Below are 20,528 nucleotides of genomic sequence, written 5' to 3'. Positions count from 1 at the left end.
CATACGAAGTCACCCCTACCTTTATTTACCTATTGAAATTTTATCATGAAATGGTTTTCTTTATCTAGTAGTCAGATACACTGCTGAAATATTTGATAAGGAGAATCATGATGAACAGCAATCCTATACTTACTAGAAGTGATAAGAAAATTCGCTATGCTACAAAGCAAAGACTAAAGAAAATATGAGTTTGAGATATAGTTATATGAAAAGCAAAGGATACAACAACTGATGAAACAGTCACTTGATCCTTCATTCCCTGGACAGCAAACCAAAACTGTAACAATATACATCAAACGAAATAAACAGAAAGCATTCATTCAATCTTGTTTACCGCTTTTTGACGAAAACGATGAACCTGCGATTAACAGTACTTAGGTATAAAGCAGTCACCTCATCATGTCCATGCTACATGATGAGGTGGCTTCAATGCGTAATGCAAGCCATTCAACCGGAGAATAAAGCGGTGCAAGTTTGGATGGAATACACCGTATCAGTAGGATGATTTCCAAGAAAGACATCGAGATATAAATTATTAAGAGGGACCCAATCAAATTTTCTTATCTAAAAAAGAGCGAAAAAATATTAATGAATTTGAAGAATAAGAAATCCCTAAATATATAGAAAAGGAGGAGTTAGCGTTACTGTTGCAAACGTCCACTCAAAAAGAATTAGATTTGGACCAATTAACCTTCCTAACGCTTTCCTACACAGAAATGTGCGTTAGTGAATTAGTCGCTCTTAAGGAACATATGGGTGAAGCTTATCTTGATGAGGGATTCATTTTGCCAAGCACGACAGATAGACTACCCTATTTTCATTAAGACTGTTGAAAGCCGAATGGCTCAATTACTGCAGTTATCTCGATCAAATCTAGTGTTGACCATATATATACATCTTTACTCATAGAAGCGAGAGGAGGCTTCTATGAGTAACCTAAAAATGTTTATCTGCGTGTAATCAAAGAAATGAAAAAAGAGGCTTCTCATTAATTTGATCAATTAATGAGAAGCCTCTAATCAGGCGAGAAATGCTAGCATTTCACTTTAACTATATTCAAACACCTTATATTTTAAGGGTTTTGAGGTCGTATTACATCATTCCGCCCATACCGCCCATGCCCATGCCGCCCATGTCAGGCATTCCAGCAGCACCAGCTGGTTCTGGCTTGTCAGCAACTACAGCTTCAGTTGTTAAGAACATAGCTGCAACAGATGCTGCGTTTTGAAGTGCAGAACGAGTTACTTTAGCTGGATCTACGATACCAGTTTCAAGCATGTTAACCCACTCGCCAGTAGCTGCGTTGAAACCAACGCCTACTTTTTCTCCTTTTAGACGCTCTACAACTACAGATCCTTCTAGACCAGCGTTGATTGCGATTTGACGAACTGGCTCTTCTAGTGCACGAAGTACGATGTTGATACCTGTTGCTTCGTCGCCTTCAGCTACGATAGAAGCTACTTTCGTGTATACGTTCATAAGTGAAGTACCACCACCTGCAACGATACCTTCTTCTACTGCTGCACGAGTTGAGTTAAGTGCATCTTCAATGCGAAGTTTGCGCTCTTTTAACTCAGTTTCAGTTGCTGCACCTACTTTAATTACTGCTACGCCGCCCGCGAGTTTCGCAAGACGCTCTTGTAATTTTTCACGATCGAATTCAGAAGTTGTTTCTTCTAATTGCGCACGGATTTGACCAATGCGAGCTTCGGTTTGTTGTTTATTTCCAATACCTTCAACTACAGTTGTGTTTTCTTTCGTTACAACAACTTTACCAGCGCGTCCTAAAGATTCAACTGTAGCAGATTTTAAGTCACGGCCTAATTCTTCAGTAATTACTTCGCCACCAGTTAAGATTGCGATATCTTCTAGCATTGCTTTACGACGGTCACCAAATCCAGGAGCTTTAACAGCTACTACATTGAATGTACCACGAAGTTTGTTCACTACTAATGTAGCTAACGCTTCGCCTTCTACATCTTCAGCAATGATAAGAAGTGGTTTACCTTGTTGTACCACTTGCTCTAATACTGGTAAGATTTCTTGAATGTTAGAAATCTTCTTGTCAGTGATTAAGATGTATGGGTTATCAAGCACTGCTTCCATTTTGTCAGAATCAGTAATCATGTAAGGAGATGCATATCCACGATCAAATTGCATACCTTCTACTACAGCTAATTCTGTTGTGAATCCTTTAGACTCTTCTAAAGTAATAACACCGTCGTTACCAACGCGCTCCATTGCTTCAGCGATTAATTGACCTACTTCTTCGTCAGCTGAAGAAATAGCAGCTACTTGTGCGATAGAAGATTTACCTTCGATTGGTTTAGAAATCGCTTTTAATTCTTCAATTGCAGCAGTAACAGCTTTTTCGATACCTTTACGAAGACCCATTGGGTTTGCACCAGCTGTTACGTTTTTAAGACCTTCACGAATCATAGCTTGCGCTAATACAGTTGCAGTTGTCGTTCCGTCACCAGCTACATCGTTTGTTTTGCTAGCAACTTCTGCCACTAATTTCGCACCCATGTTTTCGAATGCATCTTCTAATTCGATTTCTTTTGCGATTGTTACACCGTCATTTGTAATAAGTGGTGAACCGAATTTTTTCTCAAGTACAACGTTACGACCTTTTGGTCCAAGCGTTACTTTTACTGCGTTTGCAAGAGTGTCGACACCGCGAAGCATCGAACGACGTGCTTCTTCACTAAATTTAATATCTTTTGCCATAATAATTGACCCCCTTGGATTTTTAAAATGTATATAATTAACCGATAATTGCTAAAATGTCACTTTCACGTAAAATCAAGTAGTCTGTACCTTCGTATTTCACTTCAGTACCTGCATATTTTGAGAAGATGATAAGATCACCTGCTGCTACCTCTAAAGCAACACGCTCACCATTTTCAAGCACTCGGCCTGTACCTACTGCAATAACTTTACCCTCTTGTGGTTTTTCTTTTGCAGTTTCTGGTAATACAATACCACTTGCTGTTTTTTCTTCTGCTTGAACAAGTTCAATTACAACGCGATCACCTAATGGCTTTAGCATGAACAATAACCTCCTCATTTTGTTATGTAAATTTTATTTATTAGCACTCAAGTCACACGAGTGCTAACACACTTCTAATAATAAATAATCTCAATTTCTTTTGCAAGTAAAAAAATCATAATTTTTTCGCAAATTACTTTATGCACTTTCCTAGATAGGATTACTTCTTCTACTACCTTTACTATATGAATCGTTGTTCCCACTTCTTGTATGTTACAATGTGAAAGACACCCTAAGTTGTTTTCGCTAAACGTACAACTTTTTCCTGTCTCCTATTTTATTTTCAAATGCTAATTTACAAAAAAAACATAATTCAAATGAAAGTTTATATCGTAGGTAGCATATTTACATGTTATCCTACCTTATCTCATACACTAGCGTTAGAAAGGATGGTTAAACCATTTGAAAAAACAATATTGGTGGATTATCGTTACATACATTTTAATGCAGTTATCAGGCATTGCCGGGTTACCGCTTCTCCTGAAAACTGGACTATACGATAATAGGGGATTTACTAGAGAGGAAAAAATTCAGCTCATAACTGGTCATTGGGCTATCATTAGCTTTTTCATTGCATTATGCGTTGTACTTTGGTTACTCAGAACAGATATTCGTGACAGGCATTTAGATAAAATGCGCTCTACTGTTCCAGCTACAATTGGGTGGATTTTTATTGGTTTCTTCTTAGCACTGTTCTCACAAAGTATTGCCGGTATGATTGAAATGCGTTTATTAGGGATTGCACCGGGATCTGAAAATACAGCAAGACTTATGGACATCGCAAAAACGACACCTTGGTTCCTTATCGTCATATCTATAATAGGACCTATTTTGGAAGAAATCGTATTTAGAAAAATTTTATTCGGTACACTTTATAAGAAGTTTAACTTCTTTATTGCCGCTATCATTAGTTCACTTGTATTCGCGGCGATTCATTTTGATTTTACTCACTTATTGGTATACACTTCTATGGGGCTCGTATTCGCCTTTTTATACGTAAAAACGAAACGAATTATAGTTCCTATTGCAGCTCATGTTGCAATGAATACATTAGTTGCAGTTGCTCAAGTTGTAGTAAGTAATGAGCAAATTCAAGAAATGATTAAAGAAGCTGAAAAAATGCAAGGCTTTATCGGAGGATTTTTAGTATGAGAAACTCACCATTGTTCATGGCTGCATTGTACTTTCTTCTTGGATGTATCTTTACACGATTCGCCATTACGAACGTAACAGATACAATCTGGAATATGTGGACAATACTATTTGCAGTTATGGCAACAATTGATTTTAATTTGGCACTACGCCTTATCTTAGTTAAATTCACAAAGAAAAAACAATAATAAAACGCAGAGGTCATCTCCTCTGCGTTTTATTGTGGATAATTCTTCAAAAAGTAAACAAGCGTTTGTAACTCTACAGCTAAATCAATGTGATGAATTCTTATATTCTCTGACACATTTAAGCGTGCTGGTGTGAAATTTAAAATACCATGCACGTCCGTTTCTGCCAATCTATCTGCCACAGATTGCGCTACTGTAGCGGGTACCGTTAATATTGCCACTTGTATATCAGTTGATAAACGTTCTTCTAATTCATCCAAATGATATACAGGAATTCCACCGATTTCTGTTCCAACTTTCTCTTCACTAACATCAAACGCCATTTCAATTTTTGTATTATTGTTTTTCGTGAAATTATAATGTAAGAAAGCGGTCCCTAAATTACCTACTCCAATAAGTGCCACACGTGTTATATCATCTTGGTCGAGTGTTTCACGGAAAAATGATAATAAATAATTTACGTTATATCCATATCCTTTTTTCCCTAACGCTCCAAAATATGAAAAATCTCTTCGAATAGTTGCGGAATCAACCTTTACCGCTTCACTCAATTCGGCTGATGAAACACGTTGCTTACCAGAAAGAGATAAGTTTTGGATAAATCGATAGTATAGAGGCAATCGTTTGGCAGTGGCCTGTGGAATTTTTTGCTGATCCATATAACCTCTCCTCTCTTCCTATCTTTATTCATATACTTGAATCAAATACAAGAGTTTAGCACTCATGAATTTCCTTGTATAATAAAGAGAAGAAGTATTCTCTCTTTATTTTAAACTATACACTATTTTTAGTATGATTGAGAAATATAAACATGGCAAAGTTAAGAAATTATTTGAGGTGAAAACATTGATATTATTACAAGTGAATGGGCTTTCGAAATTATACGGTGCAGAAACGATTCTCGCAAACATAAAATTAGAAGTACAAGCAAAAGATCGTATCGCATTAGTCGGACGAAATGGAGCCGGAAAATCTACATTATTAAAAATAATAGCTGGCGAGTTATCTCATGATGGTGGTGAAATTATAAAACCGAAAGATGTCTCAATGGGGTATTTAGCTCAAAATACCGGATTAGAAACGTCTTTAACAATTTGGGATGAAATGTTAACCGTCTTTACACATCTACAGCAGATGGAGACAAAACTTCGAAGGCTAGAGCAAGAGATGGGAAAAGAAGAAAACTTTTCAAATGCGGCTATATACGACAAATTATTAGCTGATTATGACCAATTACAATTAGATTATAAAGATCAAGGCGGCTATCAGTATGAAGCGGATATACGCTCGATTTTAAGCGGTCTTGGCTTCCCAGTTGAAACGCATCAGACGACAATTTCTACATTAAGTGGTGGACAAAAGACTCGATTAGCTCTTGGGAAATTATTATTAACTAGACCAGACTTACTTATTTTAGACGAACCTACAAACCATTTGGACATTGAGACACTAACATGGCTTGAACAATATTTGCAAGGCTATCCTGGCGCGATTTTAATCGTTTCCCATGACCGTTATTTCTTAGATAAACTCGTTACACAAGTATACGAAATTTCTAATAAGGAAAGCCGACGATTTGTTGGTAACTACAGTAAATATTTAGACTTAAAATCCGCTCTATACGAGCAAGAGATGAAGCGTTATGAAAAACAACAAGATGAAATTTCTAAACTGGAAGACTTTGTGCAAAAAAATATAGCTCGTGCATCTACGACAAAACGTGCTCAAAGTCGCCGTAAACAATTAGACAGAATGGAAGTATTAACTAGACCATTAGGCGATTCTAAATCAGCTTCCTTCCACTTCGATATTGAAAAACAAAGTGGAAATGATGTTTTACAAGTGAAAGATGCAACTATTGGCTATTATCAGGAACCGATTATTGAACATGTAAATATGCGCTTAACTCGCGGTGACAGTGTTGCCTTAGTTGGGCCGAACGGAATTGGAAAATCTACATTATTAAAATCCATTGTGAATAAGTTACAGCTATTACATGGAAACGTTGCTTTCGGGTCAAATGTATCTGTTGGTTATTATGATCAAGAACAAGCCAACTTAACATCTTCGAAGCGAGTTTTAAATGAACTATGGGATGAATATCCCCTGCAACCAGAAAAAGAAATTCGCACTATACTAGGCAACTTTTTATTCACAGGGGATGATGTACTAAAACCAGTATCTTCTCTTAGTGGTGGACAAAAGGCTCGACTAGCTCTTGCAAAACTTATGATGCAAAAATCCAATTTATTAATTCTCGATGAGCCAACAAACCATCTTGATTTAAATAGTAAAGAGATTTTGGAGAATGCTTTAATTGATTACCCAGGTACTCTTCTATTCGTCTCTCATGACCGCTACTTTATTAATCGCGTAACGACAACTGTTGTTGAGTTATCAACAGAAGGTGCACAAGAATATTTAGGTGATTACGATTATTACGTTGAAAAGAAAAATGAAATGATTGAACGTGCGGAATTTGAGCAACAAGAAGATGAAGTACCTGTTCAAAAAGTGGTGGCACAAGAAAAATTAAATTATCTCGAAGAAAAAGAACGTAAACAGTTAGAGCGTCAACGTACTCGAAAAATTGAAGAACTGGAACAAAATATCGTAGGCTTAGAAGAAGAAATTGCTACTTTAGAAGACCAGCTTTGCTTACCAGAAATATATGCAGATTATGAAAAGGCTAGTGAAATTACAACTAAAAAACAAACACTGCAAGAACAGCTTGAAGCTTGTATGGCAGAATGGGAAGAACTGCATATATAAGAGAATTTAAAAGAGGAGGATGTCTCATAAGTCGGGCTTTTTGACGAGATGACCTCCTTTTTATTTTCTTTTTTGGAATTAATACCATAGTAAATGAAATTATATAACCGATTCGACAAGGATTGACAATAGTAGCACCTTATATAATAAGTGGAGGATGTTTCAAAATGTTTTTTGGACATCTCCTTGTTTTTTATTTCCCAAAAAAGAATTTCTTCAAAGGTCAGACTTCACCTATGTTATCCACAAGGTTATACACATATCCACCTTTATAATATAAACTCCCAAATAACTTTTCCACATTATCCACAGTCGCAAAAAAAAATATGCACATTTTATACACACAAAAAAACCCATATTATCAACAGATAATACGGGTTTTATCCACAAGCTGTGGTTAATTTTGTGTATAACTATGCTTCAATATCTAATCCTGGATTTGCATTTAAAGCTAATGTAGCGCGTTTTCCTTGTTCGTATGCAATTGTACCTGCAGCCGCAATCATCGCTGCATTATCTGTGCATAAAGATAGAGGAGGAATAATTAGCTCTATATTTTCTTTTTGTGCAAATTCTGCTGCTAAACGTGCACGAAGCCCTTTATTAGCAGCTACTCCACCAGCAAGGAGCACTTGTTTTACATTATAAGCATCTGCTGCACGAGACGCTTTCGTTACAAGTACATCTATTACACTTTCTTGGAAACTTGCTGCTAAATCTTCTGGTGCAATTTCTATACCGCGCTGTTTTGCGTTATGCACAGTGTTGATAACTGCTGATTTCAATCCACTAAAGCTGAAATCATACGAATCAGGTTCTAGCCACGCACGAGGCAAATCAATTGTTGGTTTTCCTTCATGCGCAAGGCGATCAATATGAGGACCACCTGGATAAGGCATTGATAATGTACGAGCTACTTTATCGTAAGCTTCTCCTGCCGCATCATCTCGCGTTTCACCAATCACTTCAAATGAACCATGTTCTTTCATATAAACAAGCTCCGTATGCCCACCGGATACAACAAGCGATAGTAACGGGAATTGTACTTCTTTTACTAAACGGTTCGCATAAATATGACCAGCAATATGATGAACACCAACTAGAGGGATATCATGAGCAAAAGCCACAGCTTTCGCTGCATTTACACCTATTAAAAGTGCTCCGACTAAACCTGGGCCTTCTGTTACAGCAATTGCATCAATATCCTCAAAAGTGATATTCGCTTCTTTTAAAGCTTCTTCTAACACAACTGTGATTTCTTCTACATGATGACGGGATGCAATCTCTGGTACAACTCCGCCAAAACGCTTATGACTTTCAATTTGCGATGCAACGACATTCGCAATGATTTCCGTTCCATTTTTAACAACTGCTACAGCTGTTTCATCACAGCTTGTTTCAATACCAAGTATAATTGTATTTTTTTCCATTATATATTCACCCACATTACAAGACCATCTTCCTGATTGTCTGCATAGTATCGTTTACGAATCCCACCATTTTGAAATCCGTATTTTCTGTATAACTGCTTTGCTACTTCATTTGACACGCGTACTTCAAGTGTCATTGTTTTTACTCCTAACCCTTTCGCTTCGGAAATGACTTCTTTCAATAAGGCATCCCCTAGCTTTTGACCTCTGTATTCTGGTAGGATAGCTATATTTGTTACATGTGATTCATCAAGAATTATCCACAATCCACAATATCCAATTACGAGTTCATCTTTTTCTAGCACGACATAATGTGCATGTTCATTCATCTCTAATTCACGGTGAAAGGCATCTGCAGTCCAAGGGGTTGAAAAAGATGCTTCTTCAATAGCTACAATTTGAGCAATATCATTAAGTGCCATCTTTCTAAATATCATATCCATCTTCTGTAGGCCCCTATTGTTTTTGACTTTCTAACCATTTTGTTTCAGCTTCAGCTAAACGAAGATAGCTAGGAACAAACGTATGCACGTCTTGTTCTTCTTTTTGTAATCCTAAAAATGCTAATTCACTTGGTCTTGGGTTATTTTTAGTGAACGGAGCAAATACAGCTTGATCACCTAAATATTCTACAATTGTTTCTTTATGCAATTTAACATCGTTACCAATAAATAAAACTGGCTGTCCTTTATCTTTTAACATTTGCAACCAGTCAACAATAAGAATAATTCGGTCTTCTTCTATTGAAGTTATATGTTCTCCTTCATATGTATATAACCCCGTGTAAATTTGACCACGTCGGCCATCAAATAAAGGGCACAGTAGTCCCTTAAAATTAGCACCATTTGCAGCCACCACTTCTAAACTTGATACACCTACAATTGGTATTTGGAGTGACCAAGCTAATGTTTTTGCAGCTGTTACACCTATACGAACACCTGTATATGATCCTGGTCCAGCTGCTACAACAATTTTAGTCAATTCTTTCGGTTTTACACCGCATTCTTTTAACAGTTTCTCTACAGCTGGCATAAGACGTACAGAATGGTTTTTTGTTAAATTTGTAATGATTTCCCCAATTACGTTCCCTTCCTCAATAAGGGATACACCCATTACGTAATTTGAAGTATCAATTGCTAGTACTTTCATCTTGTAATAGCTCCTCACATAATCTAATATAGCGATTTCCAATTGGCTCGAGTACAATTTTTCTTGTATCATCTCCAGCATGGAATAAACTAATTTGTAACTTCTCATTCGGTAAATATGCTTCTATTAAATGAGCCCATTCTACTACTGTAATCCCCTCACCATAGAAATACTCATCAAATCCTAAATCTTCTTCACTTTCCGCTAAACGATACACATCCATATGATATAGCGGTAATCTTCCTTTATATTCTTTAATAATATTGAAGGTAGGACTATTTACGACTCTTTTCACTCCAAGACCTTTTGCTAGTCCTTTTGTAAAAGTCGTCTTGCCAGCTCCAAGATCACCTTCTAAAATAATTACATCTTGTGCCTTTACAAGTCCCCCTAATTTTTCTGATAATCGCTGGGTTTCTTCGGAAGATTTTGTTGTTATTTCATATTTACTCACAGACTTCACCTACTTTACTCACAATGTTCTCTGCTCTTTATTATACAGGTTTTAAATATATAAAAAAGTCCTTAGGAGTTTTCCTAAGGATAGTTTGACTGTCTTTATTAGTTTTTTGTTAAAACAAATAAAAAAATACGAAACAACTTGTTTCGTTCTTTTCTTTATATAAAATGGCGGTCCCGACCGGGGTCGAACCGGCGATCTCCTGCGTGACAGGCAGGCATGTTAACCACTACACCACGGGACCATTTGGTTGCGGGGACAGGATTTGAACCTGCGACCTTCGGGTTATGAGCCCGACGAGCTACCGTACTGCTCCACCCCGCGATGATATAAATAGCTTGGCGACGTCCTACTCTCACAGGGACAAGGTCCCAACTACCATCGGCGCTAGAGAGCTTAACTTCCGTGTTCGGTATGGGAACGGGTGTGACCTCTCTGCCATCATCACCAAACTATTGAAGGTATATTCCTTCAAAACTAGATAACATTTGCTTCATATTATATGGTTAAGTCCTCGATCTATTAGTATTCGTCAGCTCCACATGTCACCATGCTTCCACCTCGAACCTATCAACCTGATCATCTTTCAGGGATCTTACTAGCTTACGCTATGGGAAATCTCATCTTGAGGGGGGCTTCATGCTTAGATGCTTTCAGCACTTATCCCTTCCGCACATAGCTACCCAGCTATGCCCTTGGCAGAACAACTGGTACACCAGCGGTGCGTCCATCCCGGTCCTCTCGTACTAAGGACAGCTCCTCTCAAATTTCCTGCGCCCACGACGGATAGGGACCGAACTGTCTCACGACGTTCTGAACCCAGCTCGCGTACCGCTTTAATGGGCGAACAGCCCAACCCTTGGGACCGACTACAGCCCCAGGATGCGATGAGCCGACATCGAGGTGCCAAACCTCCCCGTCGATGTGGACTCTTGGGGGAGATAAGCCTGTTATCCCCGGGGTAGCTTTTATCCGTTGAGCGATGGCCCTTCCATGCGGAACCACCGGATCACTAAGCCCGACTTTCGTCCCTGCTCGACTTGTAGGTCTCGCAGTCAAGCTCCCTTATGCCTTTGCACTCTACGAATGATTTCCAACCATTCTGAGGGAACCTTTGGGCGCCTCCGTTACACTTTAGGAGGCGACCGCCCCAGTCAAACTGCCCACCTGACACTGTCTCCCGGGTCGATAAGACCCGTAGGTTAGAATTTCAATACAGTCAGGGCGGTATCCCACCAGCGCCTCCACCGAAGCTAGCGCTCCGGTTTCAATGGCTCCCGCCTATCCTGTACAAACTGTACCAAAATTCAATATCAGGCTACAGTAAAGCTCCACGGGGTCTTTCCGTCCTGTCGCGGGTAACCTGCATCTTCACAGGTACTATAATTTCACCGAGTCTCTGGTTGAGACAGTGCCCAAATCGTTACACCTTTCGTGCGGGTCGGAACTTACCCGACAAGGAATTTCGCTACCTTAGGACCGTTATAGTTACGGCCGCCGTTTACTGGGGCTTCAGTTCAGAGCTTCGCTTACGCTAACCCCTCTCCTTAACCTTCCAGCACCGGGCAGGTGTCAGCCCCTATACTTCGCCTTACGGCTTCGCAGAGACCTGTGTTTTTGCTAAACAGTCGCTTGGGCCTATTCACTGCGGCTTTCCGTTAAGAAAGCACCCCTTCTCCCGAAGTTACGGGGTCATTTTGCCGAGTTCCTTAACCAGAGTTCTCTCGCACACCTTAGGATTCTCTCCTCGCCTACCTGTGTCGGTTTGCGGTACAGGCACCTTTTATCTCGCTAGAAGCTTTTCTTGGCAGCGGGGAATCAAAGACTTCGCTCCATAAGGAGCTTCCCCATCACAGCTCAGCCTTCACGATAAGCGGATTTGCCTACTTATCAGCCTAACTGCTTGGACGTGCACAACCAATCGCACGCTTCTTCTATCCTTCTGCGTCCCTCCATTGCTCAAACGATAAAGAGGTGGTACAGGAATATCAACCTGTTGTCCATCGCCTACGCCTGTCGGCCTCGGCTTAGGTCCTGACTAACCCTGAGCGGACGAGCCTTCCTCAGGAAACCTTAGGCATTCGGTGGACGGGATTCTCACCCGTCTTTCGCTACTCATACCGGCATTCTCACTTCTAAGCGCTCCACCAGTCCTTCCGGTCTGACTTCACTGCACTTAGAACGCTCCCCTACCACTGATACCATTGGTATCAATTCGCAGCTTCGGTGGTGTATTTAGCCCCGGTACATTTTCGGCGCAGAGTCACTCGACTAGTGAGCTATTACGCACTCTTTAAATGGTGGCTGCTTCTGAGCCAACATCCTAGTTGTCTAAGCAACTCCACATCCTTTTCCACTTAATACACACTTTGGGACCTTAGCTGGCGATCTGGGCTGTTTCCCTCTTGACTACGGATCTTATCACTCGCAGTCTGACTCCTAAGGATAAGTCATTGGCATTCGGAGTTTGACTGAATTCGGTAATCCGATGAGGACCCCTAGTTCAATCAGTGCTCTACCTCCAAGACTCTTACACTTAAGGCTAGCCCTAAAGCTATTTCGGGGAGAACCAGCTATCTCCAGGTTCGATTGGAATTTCTCCGCTACCCACACCTCATCCCCGCACTTTTCAACGTGCGTGGGTTCGGGCCTCCATTCAGTGTTACCTGAACTTCACCCTGGACATGGGTAGATCACCTGGTTTCGGGTCTACGACCACGTACTAAACGCCCTATTCAGACTCGCTTTCGCTGCGGCTCCGCCTCTTCAGCTTAACCTCGCACGGGATCGTAACTCGCCGGTTCATTCTACAAAAGGCACGCCATCACCCATTAACGGGCTCTGACTATTTGTAGGCACACGGTTTCAGGATCTCTTTCACTCCCCTTCCGGGGTGCTTTTCACCTTTCCCTCACGGTACTGGTTCACTATCGATCACTAGGGAGTATTTAGCCTTGGGAGATGGTCCTCCCAGATTCCGACGGAATTTCACGTGTTCCGCCGTACTCAGGATACATTCAAGAGAGAACGAAGTTTCGACTACGGGGTTGTTACCCTCTGTGACGGACCTTTCCAGGTCGCTTCGTCTACCTCGTTCCTTTGTAACTCCGTATAGAATGTCCTACAACCCCAAGAGGCAAGCCTCTTGGTTTGGGCTAGATTCCGTTTCGCTCGCCGCTACTCAGGAAATCGCATTTGCTTTCTCTTCCTCCAGGTACTTAGATGTTTCAGTTCCCTGGGTCTGTCTTCCATACCCTATGTATTCAGGTAAGGATACCATACCATTACGTATAGTGGGTTTCCCCATTCGGAAATCTTCGGATCAAAGCTTACTTACAGCTCCCCGAAGCATATCGGCGTTAGTCCCGTCCTTCATCGACTCCTAGTGTCAAGGCATCCACCGTGCGCCCTTTCTAACTTAACCAAACTAAAATTAAAAAAATATGAGCTACACTGTTATCTAGTTTTCAAAGAACATACATTTAAACTTGAGAGATAGTTCTCTCAAAACTGAACGAAACAAAACAAGTCAACGTTTATTGATGAACTGCGTTCATCAATTCTCCATAGAAAGGAGGTGATCCAGCCGCACCTTCCGATACGGCTACCTTGTTACGACTTCACCCCAATCATCTGTCCCACCTTAGGCGGCTGGCTCCATAAAGGTTACCCCACCGACTTCGGGTGTTACAAACTCTCGTGGTGTGACGGGCGGTGTGTACAAGGCCCGGGAACGTATTCACCGCGGCATGCTGATCCGCGATTACTAGCGATTCCAGCTTCATGTAGGCGAGTTGCAGCCTACAATCCGAACTGAGAACGGTTTTATGAGATTAGCTCCACCTCGCGGTCTTGCAGCTCTTTGTACCGTCCATTGTAGCACGTGTGTAGCCCAGGTCATAAGGGGCATGATGATTTGACGTCATCCCCACCTTCCTCCGGTTTGTCACCGGCAGTCACCTTAGAGTGCCCAACTTAATGATGGCAACTAAGATCAAGGGTTGCGCTCGTTGCGGGACTTAACCCAACATCTCACGACACGAGCTGACGACAACCATGCACCACCTGTCACTCTGCTCCCGAAGGAGAAGCTCTATCTCTAGAGTTTTCAGAGGATGTCAAGACCTGGTAAGGTTCTTCGCGTTGCTTCGAATTAAACCACATGCTCCACCGCTTGTGCGGGCCCCCGTCAATTCCTTTGAGTTTCAGCCTTGCGGCCGTACTCCCCAGGCGGAGTGCTTAATGCGTTAACTTCAGCACTAAAGGGCGGAAACCCTCTAACACTTAGCACTCATCGTTTACGGCGTGGACTACCAGGGTATCTAATCCTGTTTGCTCCCCACGCTTTCGCGCCTCAGTGTCAGTTACAGACCAGAAAGTCGCCTTCGCCACTGGTGTTCCTCCATATCTCTACGCATTTCACCGCTACACATGGAATTCCACTTTCCTCTTCTGCACTCAAGTCTCCCAGTTTCCAATGACCCTCCACGGTTGAGCCGTGGGCTTTCACATCAGACTTAAGAAACCACCTGCGCGCGCTTTACGCCCAATAATTCCGGATAACGCTTGCCACCTACGTATTACCGCGGCTGCTGGCACGTAGTTAGCCGTGGCTTTCTGGTTAGGTACCGTCAAGGTGCCAGCTTATTCAACTAGCACTTGTTCTTCCCTAACAACAGAGTTTTACGACCCGAAAGCCTTCATCACTCACGCGGCGTTGCTCCGTCAGACTTTCGTCCATTGCGGAAGATTCCCTACTGCTGCCTCCCGTAGGAGTCTGGGCCGTGTCTCAGTCCCAGTGTGGCCGATCACCCTCTCAGGTCGGCTACGCATCGTTGCCTTGGTGAGCCGTTACCTCACCAACTAGCTAATGCGACGCGGGTCCATCCATAAGTGACAGCCGAAGCCGCCTTTCAATTTCGAACTATGCAGTTCAAAATATTATCCGGTATTAGCCCCGGTTTCCCGGAGTTATCCCAGTCTTATGGGCAGGTTACCCACGTGTTACTCACCCGTCCGCCGCTAACTTCATAAGAGCAAGCTCTTAATCCATTCGCTCGACTTGCATGTATTAGGCACGCCGCCAGCGTTCATCCTGAGCCAGGATCAAACTCTCCAATAAAGTTAGTTTGTCTAGCATCTAAAAATAAAAATTGACGTTCACGTTGTTTGTTTCGTTCAGTTTTCAAAGAACTAAAAGCGGGTGAAGAGAATCGAACTCTCGACCAGAGCTTGGAAGGCTCTTGTTTTACCACTAAACTACACCCGCGTGGTCGGGAAGACAGGATTTGAACCTGCGACCCCCTGGTCCCAAACCAGGTGCTCTACCAAGCTGAGCCACTTCCCGTTATGGCGCGCCCGAGAGGAGTCGAACCCCTAACCTCTTGATCCGTAGTCAAACGCTCTATCCAATTGAGCTACGGGCGCTTATTCATGATGTTTTTTCGTCGTTGTATTTTGGCGACTCAATTATCTTATCATACTACATTTTCAAATGCAAGTACTTTTTCAAAAGATTTTTTGATGCGGCCGAGAGGACTTGAACCTCCACGGGGTTTCCCCCACTAGGCCCTCAACCTAGCGCGTCTGCCGTTCCGCCACGACCGCGCGGAAAAAACAAAAGTGAGCCATGAAGGATTCGAACCTTCGACCCTCTGATTAAAAGTCAGATGCTCTACCAACTGAGCTAATGGCTCGTAAATGGCTGGGCTAGCTGGATTCGAACCAGCGCATGACGGAGTCAAAGTCCGTTGCCTTACCGCTTGGCTATAGCCCATCGAAATAGTTATCTTCTTTCCGAAGACAAATGTTATTGTACCATAATGACCAATAAAAAACAACTGCCTTATAGCAGAAGTTAAAATGGCGGTCCCGACCGGGGTCGAACCGGCGATCTCCTGCGTGACAGGCAGGCATGTTAACCACTACACCACGGGACCATTTGGTTGCGGGGACAGGATTTGAACCTGCGACCTTCGGGTTATGAGCCCGACGAGCTACCGTACTGCTCCACCCCGCGATAATATTATTTATATAATTTATATGGTGGAGGATGACGGGATCGAACCGCCGACCCCCTGCTTGTAAGGCAGGTGCTCTCCCAGCTGAGCTAATCCTCCGAAGTGGTGACCCGTACGGGATTCGAACCCGTGTTACCGCCGTGAAAGGGCGGTGTCTTAACCACTTGACCAACGGGCCAATATATATGGCAGAGAAGAAGGGATTCGAACCCTCGCACCGCGTTAGCGATCTACTCCCTTAGCAGGGGAGCCCCTTGAGCCACTTGGGTACTTCTCTGTATATGGCTCCGCAGGTAGGACTCGAACCTACGACCGATCGGTTAACAGCCGATAGCTCTACCACTGAGCTACTGCGGAATAATAAAGACAATTTGTATCTTATAAAATTTCTCATCGTAAGTCAAGATGTTTTTTCACAACGTCTTGCGCAAACTGGACATGTTTATAATATACTGGATTGCGTTTTCACTGTCAAGATGTTTTCACTACCAGTTTTAGTTGTCCTTTGCACTTTCCACATACATATCTTTGTGTATTTATTTGACGTCTTCTTACATATTGAAACGAACAACCCATACATTCATACGTATAAACTTTCGTTTCCTCCTCACTAATCATTCGTTTACAAAAACGTGGTGCACCTACTTTCTTTAATAATTCACGAAAATCTCTATCTCGGTGCTTATACCCTTTTCCTGTGATATGTAAGTGATAATGACAAAGTTCATGTTTAACAATCCCGACTAACTCTTCTTTACCATATATTTCGTAATATCGATAATTCAATTCTATATTATGATTCTTCAATAGATAGCGCCCACCCGTTGTACGTAACCTACTATTAAACATCGCTTTATGTAAAAACGGCATTCCAAAGCATTGTAACGATACCTCTTCCACTAACCTCTGAATTTCTTGCTCATCCATTCTCATTCCTCCTAAACAAAAAAATATTTTTACACTTTTCTCCCTTCCTATACATATATTAAATAGTACATATACCCATCCTCATTCAAGAAACGTGATTTCTAAAAATGCAGCATTGATAGAAATCCACTCACCAACCTCTCATCAATATTTCTTTAAATAAAAGAAGGAACTTTTGAGAGCAGGATTAAACAAGGAGGGATTCCTATGCCTACATGGCTAAAGAAACAAATGCAACGTGCATATTTCGAAAAAAACCGGTATCAAATCAAGTTACTAAATGAATGCTGGTTTTATTATAGTAAAATACACCAAAGCTCATAATCAATGAAACTTTCCTATCTATAAAAAGAGAGCAGTTTCATCTGCTCTCTTTACTTTCTATTCAATTGGTAACATTGATAATGCAACACGACCTTTTTTCGTATCAATATCATCTACCCATACCTTTACAATTTGTCCTACGGATACGATATCTAATGGATGCTTTACAAATTGTTTACTTAGTTTAGAAATATGTACTAAACCATCTTGCTTCACACCAATATCAACAAAGGCACCGAAATCAACAACATTGCGGATCGTTCCCTCTAATTCCATACCACGCTTTAAATCTTCTAATTTTAAAATCCCCTTTTTCAAAAGTGGCTTTGGCAACTCATCCCTCATATCTCGTTCCGGGCTAATTAAAGCATCCATAATATCAACTAATGTCGGCTCACCAATCTCGGTCTCTTGAGATATTTTAGAAATATCTACTCCTTCTAAACTCTTTTGCAAGTTTGGTTTCCCCACATCATTCTTTGATAACCCTAGGCTCTTTAATAACAATTCAACATTTTTATATTGCTCTGGATGAATCCCTGTGCGATCTAACGGATTCGCTCCTTCTAATATACGTAAAAACCCGATACATTGTTCATATGTTTTTGCACCTAAACGCGGGATTTTCTTTAATTCAGTACGCTTCGTGAATTTCCCATCTTCCTCACGCTTAGCTACAATATTTTTCGCAACTGTTTTTGATAACCCCGAAACATATTGCAACAATGCAACTGAAGCTGTATTTACATTAACACCAACTCGGTTAACTGCTGTCTCTACTACAAATGTTAATGATTCATTTAATCTCTTTTGAGATACATCATGTTGATATTGTCCCACCCCAACAGATTTAGGGTCAATTTTCACAAGCTCTGCAAGTGGATCTTGCAGACGTCTCCCAATTGAAACGGCACTTCTTTCTTCAACCTGTAAATTCGGAAACTCCTCGCGAGCTACATCAGATGCTGAGTACACACTAGCACCCGCTTCATTTACAATAATGTAAAATACATCTCGTTCTACATTTTGTAATACATCTACTATAAATTCTTCCGTTTCCCTCGAAGCTGTACCATTTCCAATCGCTATCATTTCAACTTCATATTTATCTATAATGGAAATGATTTTCGTTTTTGCATCCTCATATTTACGAACAGGCGGATGCGGATAAATAACATCTATGTGAAGAACTTTCCCTGTATCATCTACTACAGCTAATTTACAACCGGTTCTATATGCTGGATCTACCGCTAACACAACTTTCCCTTTCATCGGAGGTTGTAATAATAAATTACGTAAATTCTCAGAGAAAATATGAATCGCTTGTTCTTCGGCCGTTTCCATTAATTCTTTACGAATTTCTCTTTCTATTGAAGGTTGAATTAATCGCTTATATCCATCTTCCATCGCTAATTGTACATAATGCGCACTTTTAGAAGCTTCATCAAGAATCATTTTCTTATGTAAAAACTGAAGGATTTCTTCAATTGGCGTGATAACAGAAACTCTTAATACGTCTTCCTTTTCACCACGATTCATAGCTAGTACACGATGTGGCACTACTTTTTGCAACGGTTCTTCATAGCCATAATACATTTCATATATATTCTTTTCATCTTTTTCTTTATCTTTTACAGATGAAGACATAATCCCTTGTCGGAAAGTAGTATTGCGAATCCAACTACGATATGCCGCATTATCCGAAACAAGTTCCGCAATAATATCTTGCGCACCTTGCAACGCATCTTCTGCAGACGCCACTTCTTTTTCTGCATTAACAAATTCCATAGCCTTCTCTGCTGGATTTTCTTTTTTATATAACAATAGCCACTCAGCTAACGGTTCTAATCCCTTTTCTTTAGCAATTGTAGCTTTCGTTCTTCTTTTTTCTTTATATGGACGATATAAATCTTCTACTTCCTGAAGTTTTTTTGCAGCAACAATATGACGACGCAACTCTTCGGTTAGTTTACCCTTTTCACCAATAAGACGAAGAACCTCTTCTTTCCTATCTTCTAGTTGCATCATATATTGCCATCTTTCTAAGATTGCACGAATTTGCACCTCATCTAGAGATCCTGTCCATTCTTTTCGGTAACGAGCGATAAATGGAACTGTGTTACCTTCTTCTGTTAATTGAATAACATGACGAACTTGCTTTTCTGTAAAGCCTAATTCTTTCACTAACATTTTCATTAACCCTTGTCGATTATCTACCATTTCCATATCCAACCGTAACCTCCTCTATAATAAAAAAAAGTTGCCCTGTAAAGAGAGCAACTTAAACTGCCGATTTAAAAATCTATTAGTCCTAAACTAATTTGTAACGCTTCATCTACACGACTCATCATCACTTCATCCAAATGAGTGATTTTGTCCGTTAAGCGTTGCTTATCGATTGTTCGAATCTGCTCAAGTAAAATAACAGAATCTCTCTCAAAACCATACTTTTTCGCATCAATTTCCACATGAGTGGGTAATTTCGCTTTTTGAATCTGCGCAGTAATAGCCGCTACAATCACAGTCGGACTAAAACGATTTCCGATGTCATTTTGAATGACAAGAACCGGACGAACGCCTCCTTGCTCAGAACCAACAACTGGGGAAAGGTCTGCAAAATACACGTCGCCGCGTTTTACAATCAAAATATTACCCCCCGCTAACTAAGCGTTCTACTGTATGAGCTGCTTCATACTCTGCTAAGAAAGCTTCAGATGCAATACCAAGATTAATTTTTCCCATTTCAATGTACCCACGTCGCATTGATTCATGTTGGTAGCGTTTCTTCGTCTTATGTTGACGCAATAACAGTTGTGTTGCCTGGCAAATTAGTTCATGGCGATTCTTATTCTCTTGTTTTCCAATTCCGTCCAATTCCGTTACCATTTGCTTTGGCAACCGAACCACGATTTCAGTAGTTACACTTGATTCGGACACAAAAATACACCTCCACCGTCAACTACACACCCAAATATATATATGACACCTATTGTAATAATACCATTGTATGGAGCCTGTTGCAAAGACTTCCTTATTCCCTGCTTATGTTTTCCA

General features: G+C 41.0%; 15 protein-coding genes, 14 tRNA genes and 3 rRNA genes. 4 read left to right on the top strand and 28 right to left on the bottom strand.

The genetic code is table 11. The features are described from left to right. Nucleotides 1-1,092: 1,092 nt before the first annotated feature. Together groL and groES are read right to left on the bottom strand one after the other, a co-directional pair. The gene (groL, locus tag EXW56_RS01560) at nucleotides 1,093-2,730 is read right to left on the bottom strand and encodes a chaperonin GroEL (RefSeq protein ID WP_002201987.1); all 1,638 of its coding nucleotides are present in this window, start codon (nucleotides 2,728-2,730) and stop codon (nucleotides 1,093-1,095) included. Nucleotides 2,731-2,767: 37 nt separating this feature from the next. After that, nucleotides 2,768-3,052 carry a co-chaperone GroES gene (gene groES / locus EXW56_RS01555; RefSeq protein WP_002009985.1) on the bottom strand — a complete coding sequence of 95 codons (285 nt, stop codon included), beginning with the start codon at nucleotides 3,050-3,052 and terminating at the stop codon, nucleotides 2,768-2,770. 402 nt (nucleotides 3,053-3,454) lie between these two features. Here groES and EXW56_RS01550 point away from each other — a divergent pair, with 402 nt between their 5' ends. Both EXW56_RS01550 and EXW56_RS01545 read left to right on the top strand, forming a co-directional pair. Next, nucleotides 3,455-4,204: a CPBP family intramembrane glutamic endopeptidase gene (locus EXW56_RS01550; RefSeq protein WP_215597132.1), complete on the top strand. Its 750-nt coding sequence runs from the start codon at nucleotides 3,455-3,457 to the stop codon at nucleotides 4,202-4,204. Further along, complete coding sequence (locus tag EXW56_RS01545; RefSeq protein ID WP_001246201.1) at nucleotides 4,201-4,392, top strand: YdiK family protein; 192 nt, start codon at nucleotides 4,201-4,203, stop codon at nucleotides 4,390-4,392. Before EXW56_RS01550 ends, EXW56_RS01545 begins: the two co-directional genes overlap by 4 nt. A 29-nt stretch (nucleotides 4,393-4,421) precedes the next feature. On the opposite strand, the gene EXW56_RS01540 is transcribed toward EXW56_RS01545, so the two are convergent. Then, complete coding sequence (locus tag EXW56_RS01540; RefSeq protein ID WP_002113443.1) at nucleotides 4,422-5,051, bottom strand: redox-sensing transcriptional repressor Rex; 630 nt, start codon at nucleotides 5,049-5,051, stop codon at nucleotides 4,422-4,424. Between the two features lie 187 nt (nucleotides 5,052-5,238). Here EXW56_RS01540 and EXW56_RS01535 point away from each other — a divergent pair, with 187 nt between their 5' ends. Then, nucleotides 5,239-7,164 (top strand): ABC-F family ATP-binding cassette domain-containing protein, encoded by a 1,926-nt coding sequence (locus EXW56_RS01535; RefSeq protein WP_098988876.1) that lies wholly within the window; start codon nucleotides 5,239-5,241, stop codon nucleotides 7,162-7,164. Nucleotides 7,165-7,577: 413 nt separating this feature from the next. Here EXW56_RS01535 and tsaD read toward each other — a convergent pair whose 3' ends face one another. The 22 genes from tsaD to EXW56_RS01425 form a co-directional block, all read right to left on the bottom strand. Continuing rightward, entirely contained in the window at nucleotides 7,578-8,594 is a 1,017-nt protein-coding gene (gene tsaD / locus EXW56_RS01530) for a tRNA (adenosine(37)-N6)-threonylcarbamoyltransferase complex transferase subunit TsaD (protein ID WP_002009991.1), read from the bottom strand. Next, nucleotides 8,594-9,037 carry a ribosomal protein S18-alanine N-acetyltransferase gene (gene rimI / locus EXW56_RS01525; protein ID WP_002201989.1) on the bottom strand — a complete coding sequence of 148 codons (444 nt, stop codon included), beginning with the start codon at nucleotides 9,035-9,037 and terminating at the stop codon, nucleotides 8,594-8,596. Before rimI ends, tsaD begins: the two co-directional genes overlap by 1 nt. Nucleotides 9,038-9,050: 13 nt before the next feature. After that, complete coding sequence (tsaB, locus tag EXW56_RS01520; protein ID WP_002201990.1) at nucleotides 9,051-9,743, bottom strand: tRNA (adenosine(37)-N6)-threonylcarbamoyltransferase complex dimerization subunit type 1 TsaB; 693 nt, start codon at nucleotides 9,741-9,743, stop codon at nucleotides 9,051-9,053. After that, a complete protein-coding gene (tsaE, locus tag EXW56_RS01515) occupies nucleotides 9,724-10,197 on the bottom strand; it encodes a tRNA (adenosine(37)-N6)-threonylcarbamoyltransferase complex ATPase subunit type 1 TsaE (RefSeq protein ID WP_002113433.1) in 474 nt (157 codons plus the stop codon). Before tsaE ends, tsaB begins: the two co-directional genes overlap by 20 nt. Nucleotides 10,198-10,371: 174 nt before the next feature. After that, nucleotides 10,372-10,447 (bottom strand) — tRNA-Asp (locus EXW56_RS01510). 3 nt (nucleotides 10,448-10,450) lie between these two features. Then, nucleotides 10,451-10,527: transfer RNA gene (locus tag EXW56_RS01505), tRNA-Met, on the bottom strand. 12 nt (nucleotides 10,528-10,539) lie between these two features. Continuing rightward, nucleotides 10,540-10,655: ribosomal RNA gene (rrf, locus tag EXW56_RS01500) — 5S ribosomal RNA — on the bottom strand. Nucleotides 10,656-10,705: 50 nt separating this feature from the next. Then, nucleotides 10,706-13,627, bottom strand: a 23S ribosomal RNA gene (locus tag EXW56_RS01495). 146 nt (nucleotides 13,628-13,773) lie between these two features. After that, a 16S ribosomal RNA gene (locus tag EXW56_RS01490) occupies nucleotides 13,774-15,325 on the bottom strand. The 16S, 23S and 5S rRNA genes sit together here with 14 tRNA genes alongside, the layout of an rRNA operon. Before the next feature lie 76 nt (nucleotides 15,326-15,401). Continuing rightward, nucleotides 15,402-15,472, bottom strand: a tRNA-Gly gene (locus EXW56_RS01485). A 1-nt stretch (nucleotide 15,473) separates the two neighbouring features. Next, a tRNA-Pro gene (locus tag EXW56_RS01480) sits at nucleotides 15,474-15,550 on the bottom strand. Between the two features lie 3 nt (nucleotides 15,551-15,553). Continuing rightward, nucleotides 15,554-15,630, bottom strand: a tRNA-Arg gene (locus tag EXW56_RS01475). Nucleotides 15,631-15,727: 97 nt separating this feature from the next. Beyond that, nucleotides 15,728-15,810 (bottom strand) — tRNA-Leu (locus EXW56_RS01470). A 16-nt stretch (nucleotides 15,811-15,826) separates the two neighbouring features. After that, nucleotides 15,827-15,899: transfer RNA gene (locus EXW56_RS01465), tRNA-Lys, on the bottom strand. 5 nt (nucleotides 15,900-15,904) lie between these two features. After that, nucleotides 15,905-15,979: transfer RNA gene (locus tag EXW56_RS01460), tRNA-Gln, on the bottom strand. An 87-nt stretch (nucleotides 15,980-16,066) separates the two neighbouring features. Next, nucleotides 16,067-16,142: transfer RNA gene (locus tag EXW56_RS01455), tRNA-Asp, on the bottom strand. 3 nt (nucleotides 16,143-16,145) lie between these two features. Next, a tRNA-Met gene (locus EXW56_RS01450) sits at nucleotides 16,146-16,222 on the bottom strand. A gap of 24 nt (nucleotides 16,223-16,246) precedes the next feature. Next, nucleotides 16,247-16,322, bottom strand: a tRNA-Val gene (locus EXW56_RS01445). A 4-nt stretch (nucleotides 16,323-16,326) separates the two neighbouring features. Next, nucleotides 16,327-16,401, bottom strand: a tRNA-Glu gene (locus tag EXW56_RS01440). 8 nt (nucleotides 16,402-16,409) lie between these two features. Beyond that, nucleotides 16,410-16,500 (bottom strand) — tRNA-Ser (locus EXW56_RS01435). 5 nt (nucleotides 16,501-16,505) lie between these two features. Beyond that, nucleotides 16,506-16,580: transfer RNA gene (locus EXW56_RS01430), tRNA-Asn, on the bottom strand. Between the two features lie 114 nt (nucleotides 16,581-16,694). Beyond that, the gene (locus tag EXW56_RS01425) at nucleotides 16,695-17,150 is read right to left on the bottom strand and encodes a SprT family protein (RefSeq protein WP_002201991.1); all 456 of its coding nucleotides are present in this window, start codon (nucleotides 17,148-17,150) and stop codon (nucleotides 16,695-16,697) included. Nucleotides 17,151-17,357: 207 nt separating this feature from the next. Between EXW56_RS01425 and cmpA the strand changes: the two genes are divergently transcribed. Next, nucleotides 17,358-17,474 carry a cortex morphogenetic protein CmpA gene (gene cmpA / locus EXW56_RS01420; RefSeq protein ID WP_001143642.1) on the top strand — a complete coding sequence of 39 codons (117 nt, stop codon included), beginning with the start codon at nucleotides 17,358-17,360 and terminating at the stop codon, nucleotides 17,472-17,474. A 57-nt stretch (nucleotides 17,475-17,531) separates the two neighbouring features. Here the strand turns inward: cmpA and EXW56_RS01415 are convergent, their stop codons facing one another. The 3 genes from EXW56_RS01415 to EXW56_RS01405 form a co-directional block, all read right to left on the bottom strand. Next, nucleotides 17,532-19,700 (bottom strand): Tex family protein, encoded by a 2,169-nt coding sequence (locus tag EXW56_RS01415; RefSeq protein ID WP_215597561.1) that lies wholly within the window; start codon nucleotides 19,698-19,700, stop codon nucleotides 17,532-17,534. Nucleotides 19,701-19,768: 68 nt separating this feature from the next. Continuing rightward, nucleotides 19,769-20,119, bottom strand: coding sequence for a type II toxin-antitoxin system endoribonuclease NdoA (gene ndoA / locus EXW56_RS01410; protein ID WP_000635965.1), 351 nt, complete (start codon nucleotides 20,117-20,119; stop codon nucleotides 19,769-19,771). Between the two features lie 4 nt (nucleotides 20,120-20,123). Beyond that, nucleotides 20,124-20,411 (bottom strand): antitoxin EndoAI, encoded by a 288-nt coding sequence (locus tag EXW56_RS01405; RefSeq protein ID WP_000004570.1) that lies wholly within the window; start codon nucleotides 20,409-20,411, stop codon nucleotides 20,124-20,126. Nucleotides 20,412-20,528 lie beyond the last annotated feature (117 nt).

It is taken from the genome of Bacillus mycoides (assembly GCF_018742245.1).
GTDB classification, from domain to species: Bacteria; Bacillota; Bacilli; order Bacillales; family Bacillaceae_G; genus Bacillus_A; species Bacillus_A cereus_U.
The sequence above is the reverse complement of the archived record's forward strand: the minus strand, read 5'-3'. Positions and strand labels throughout refer to the sequence as shown.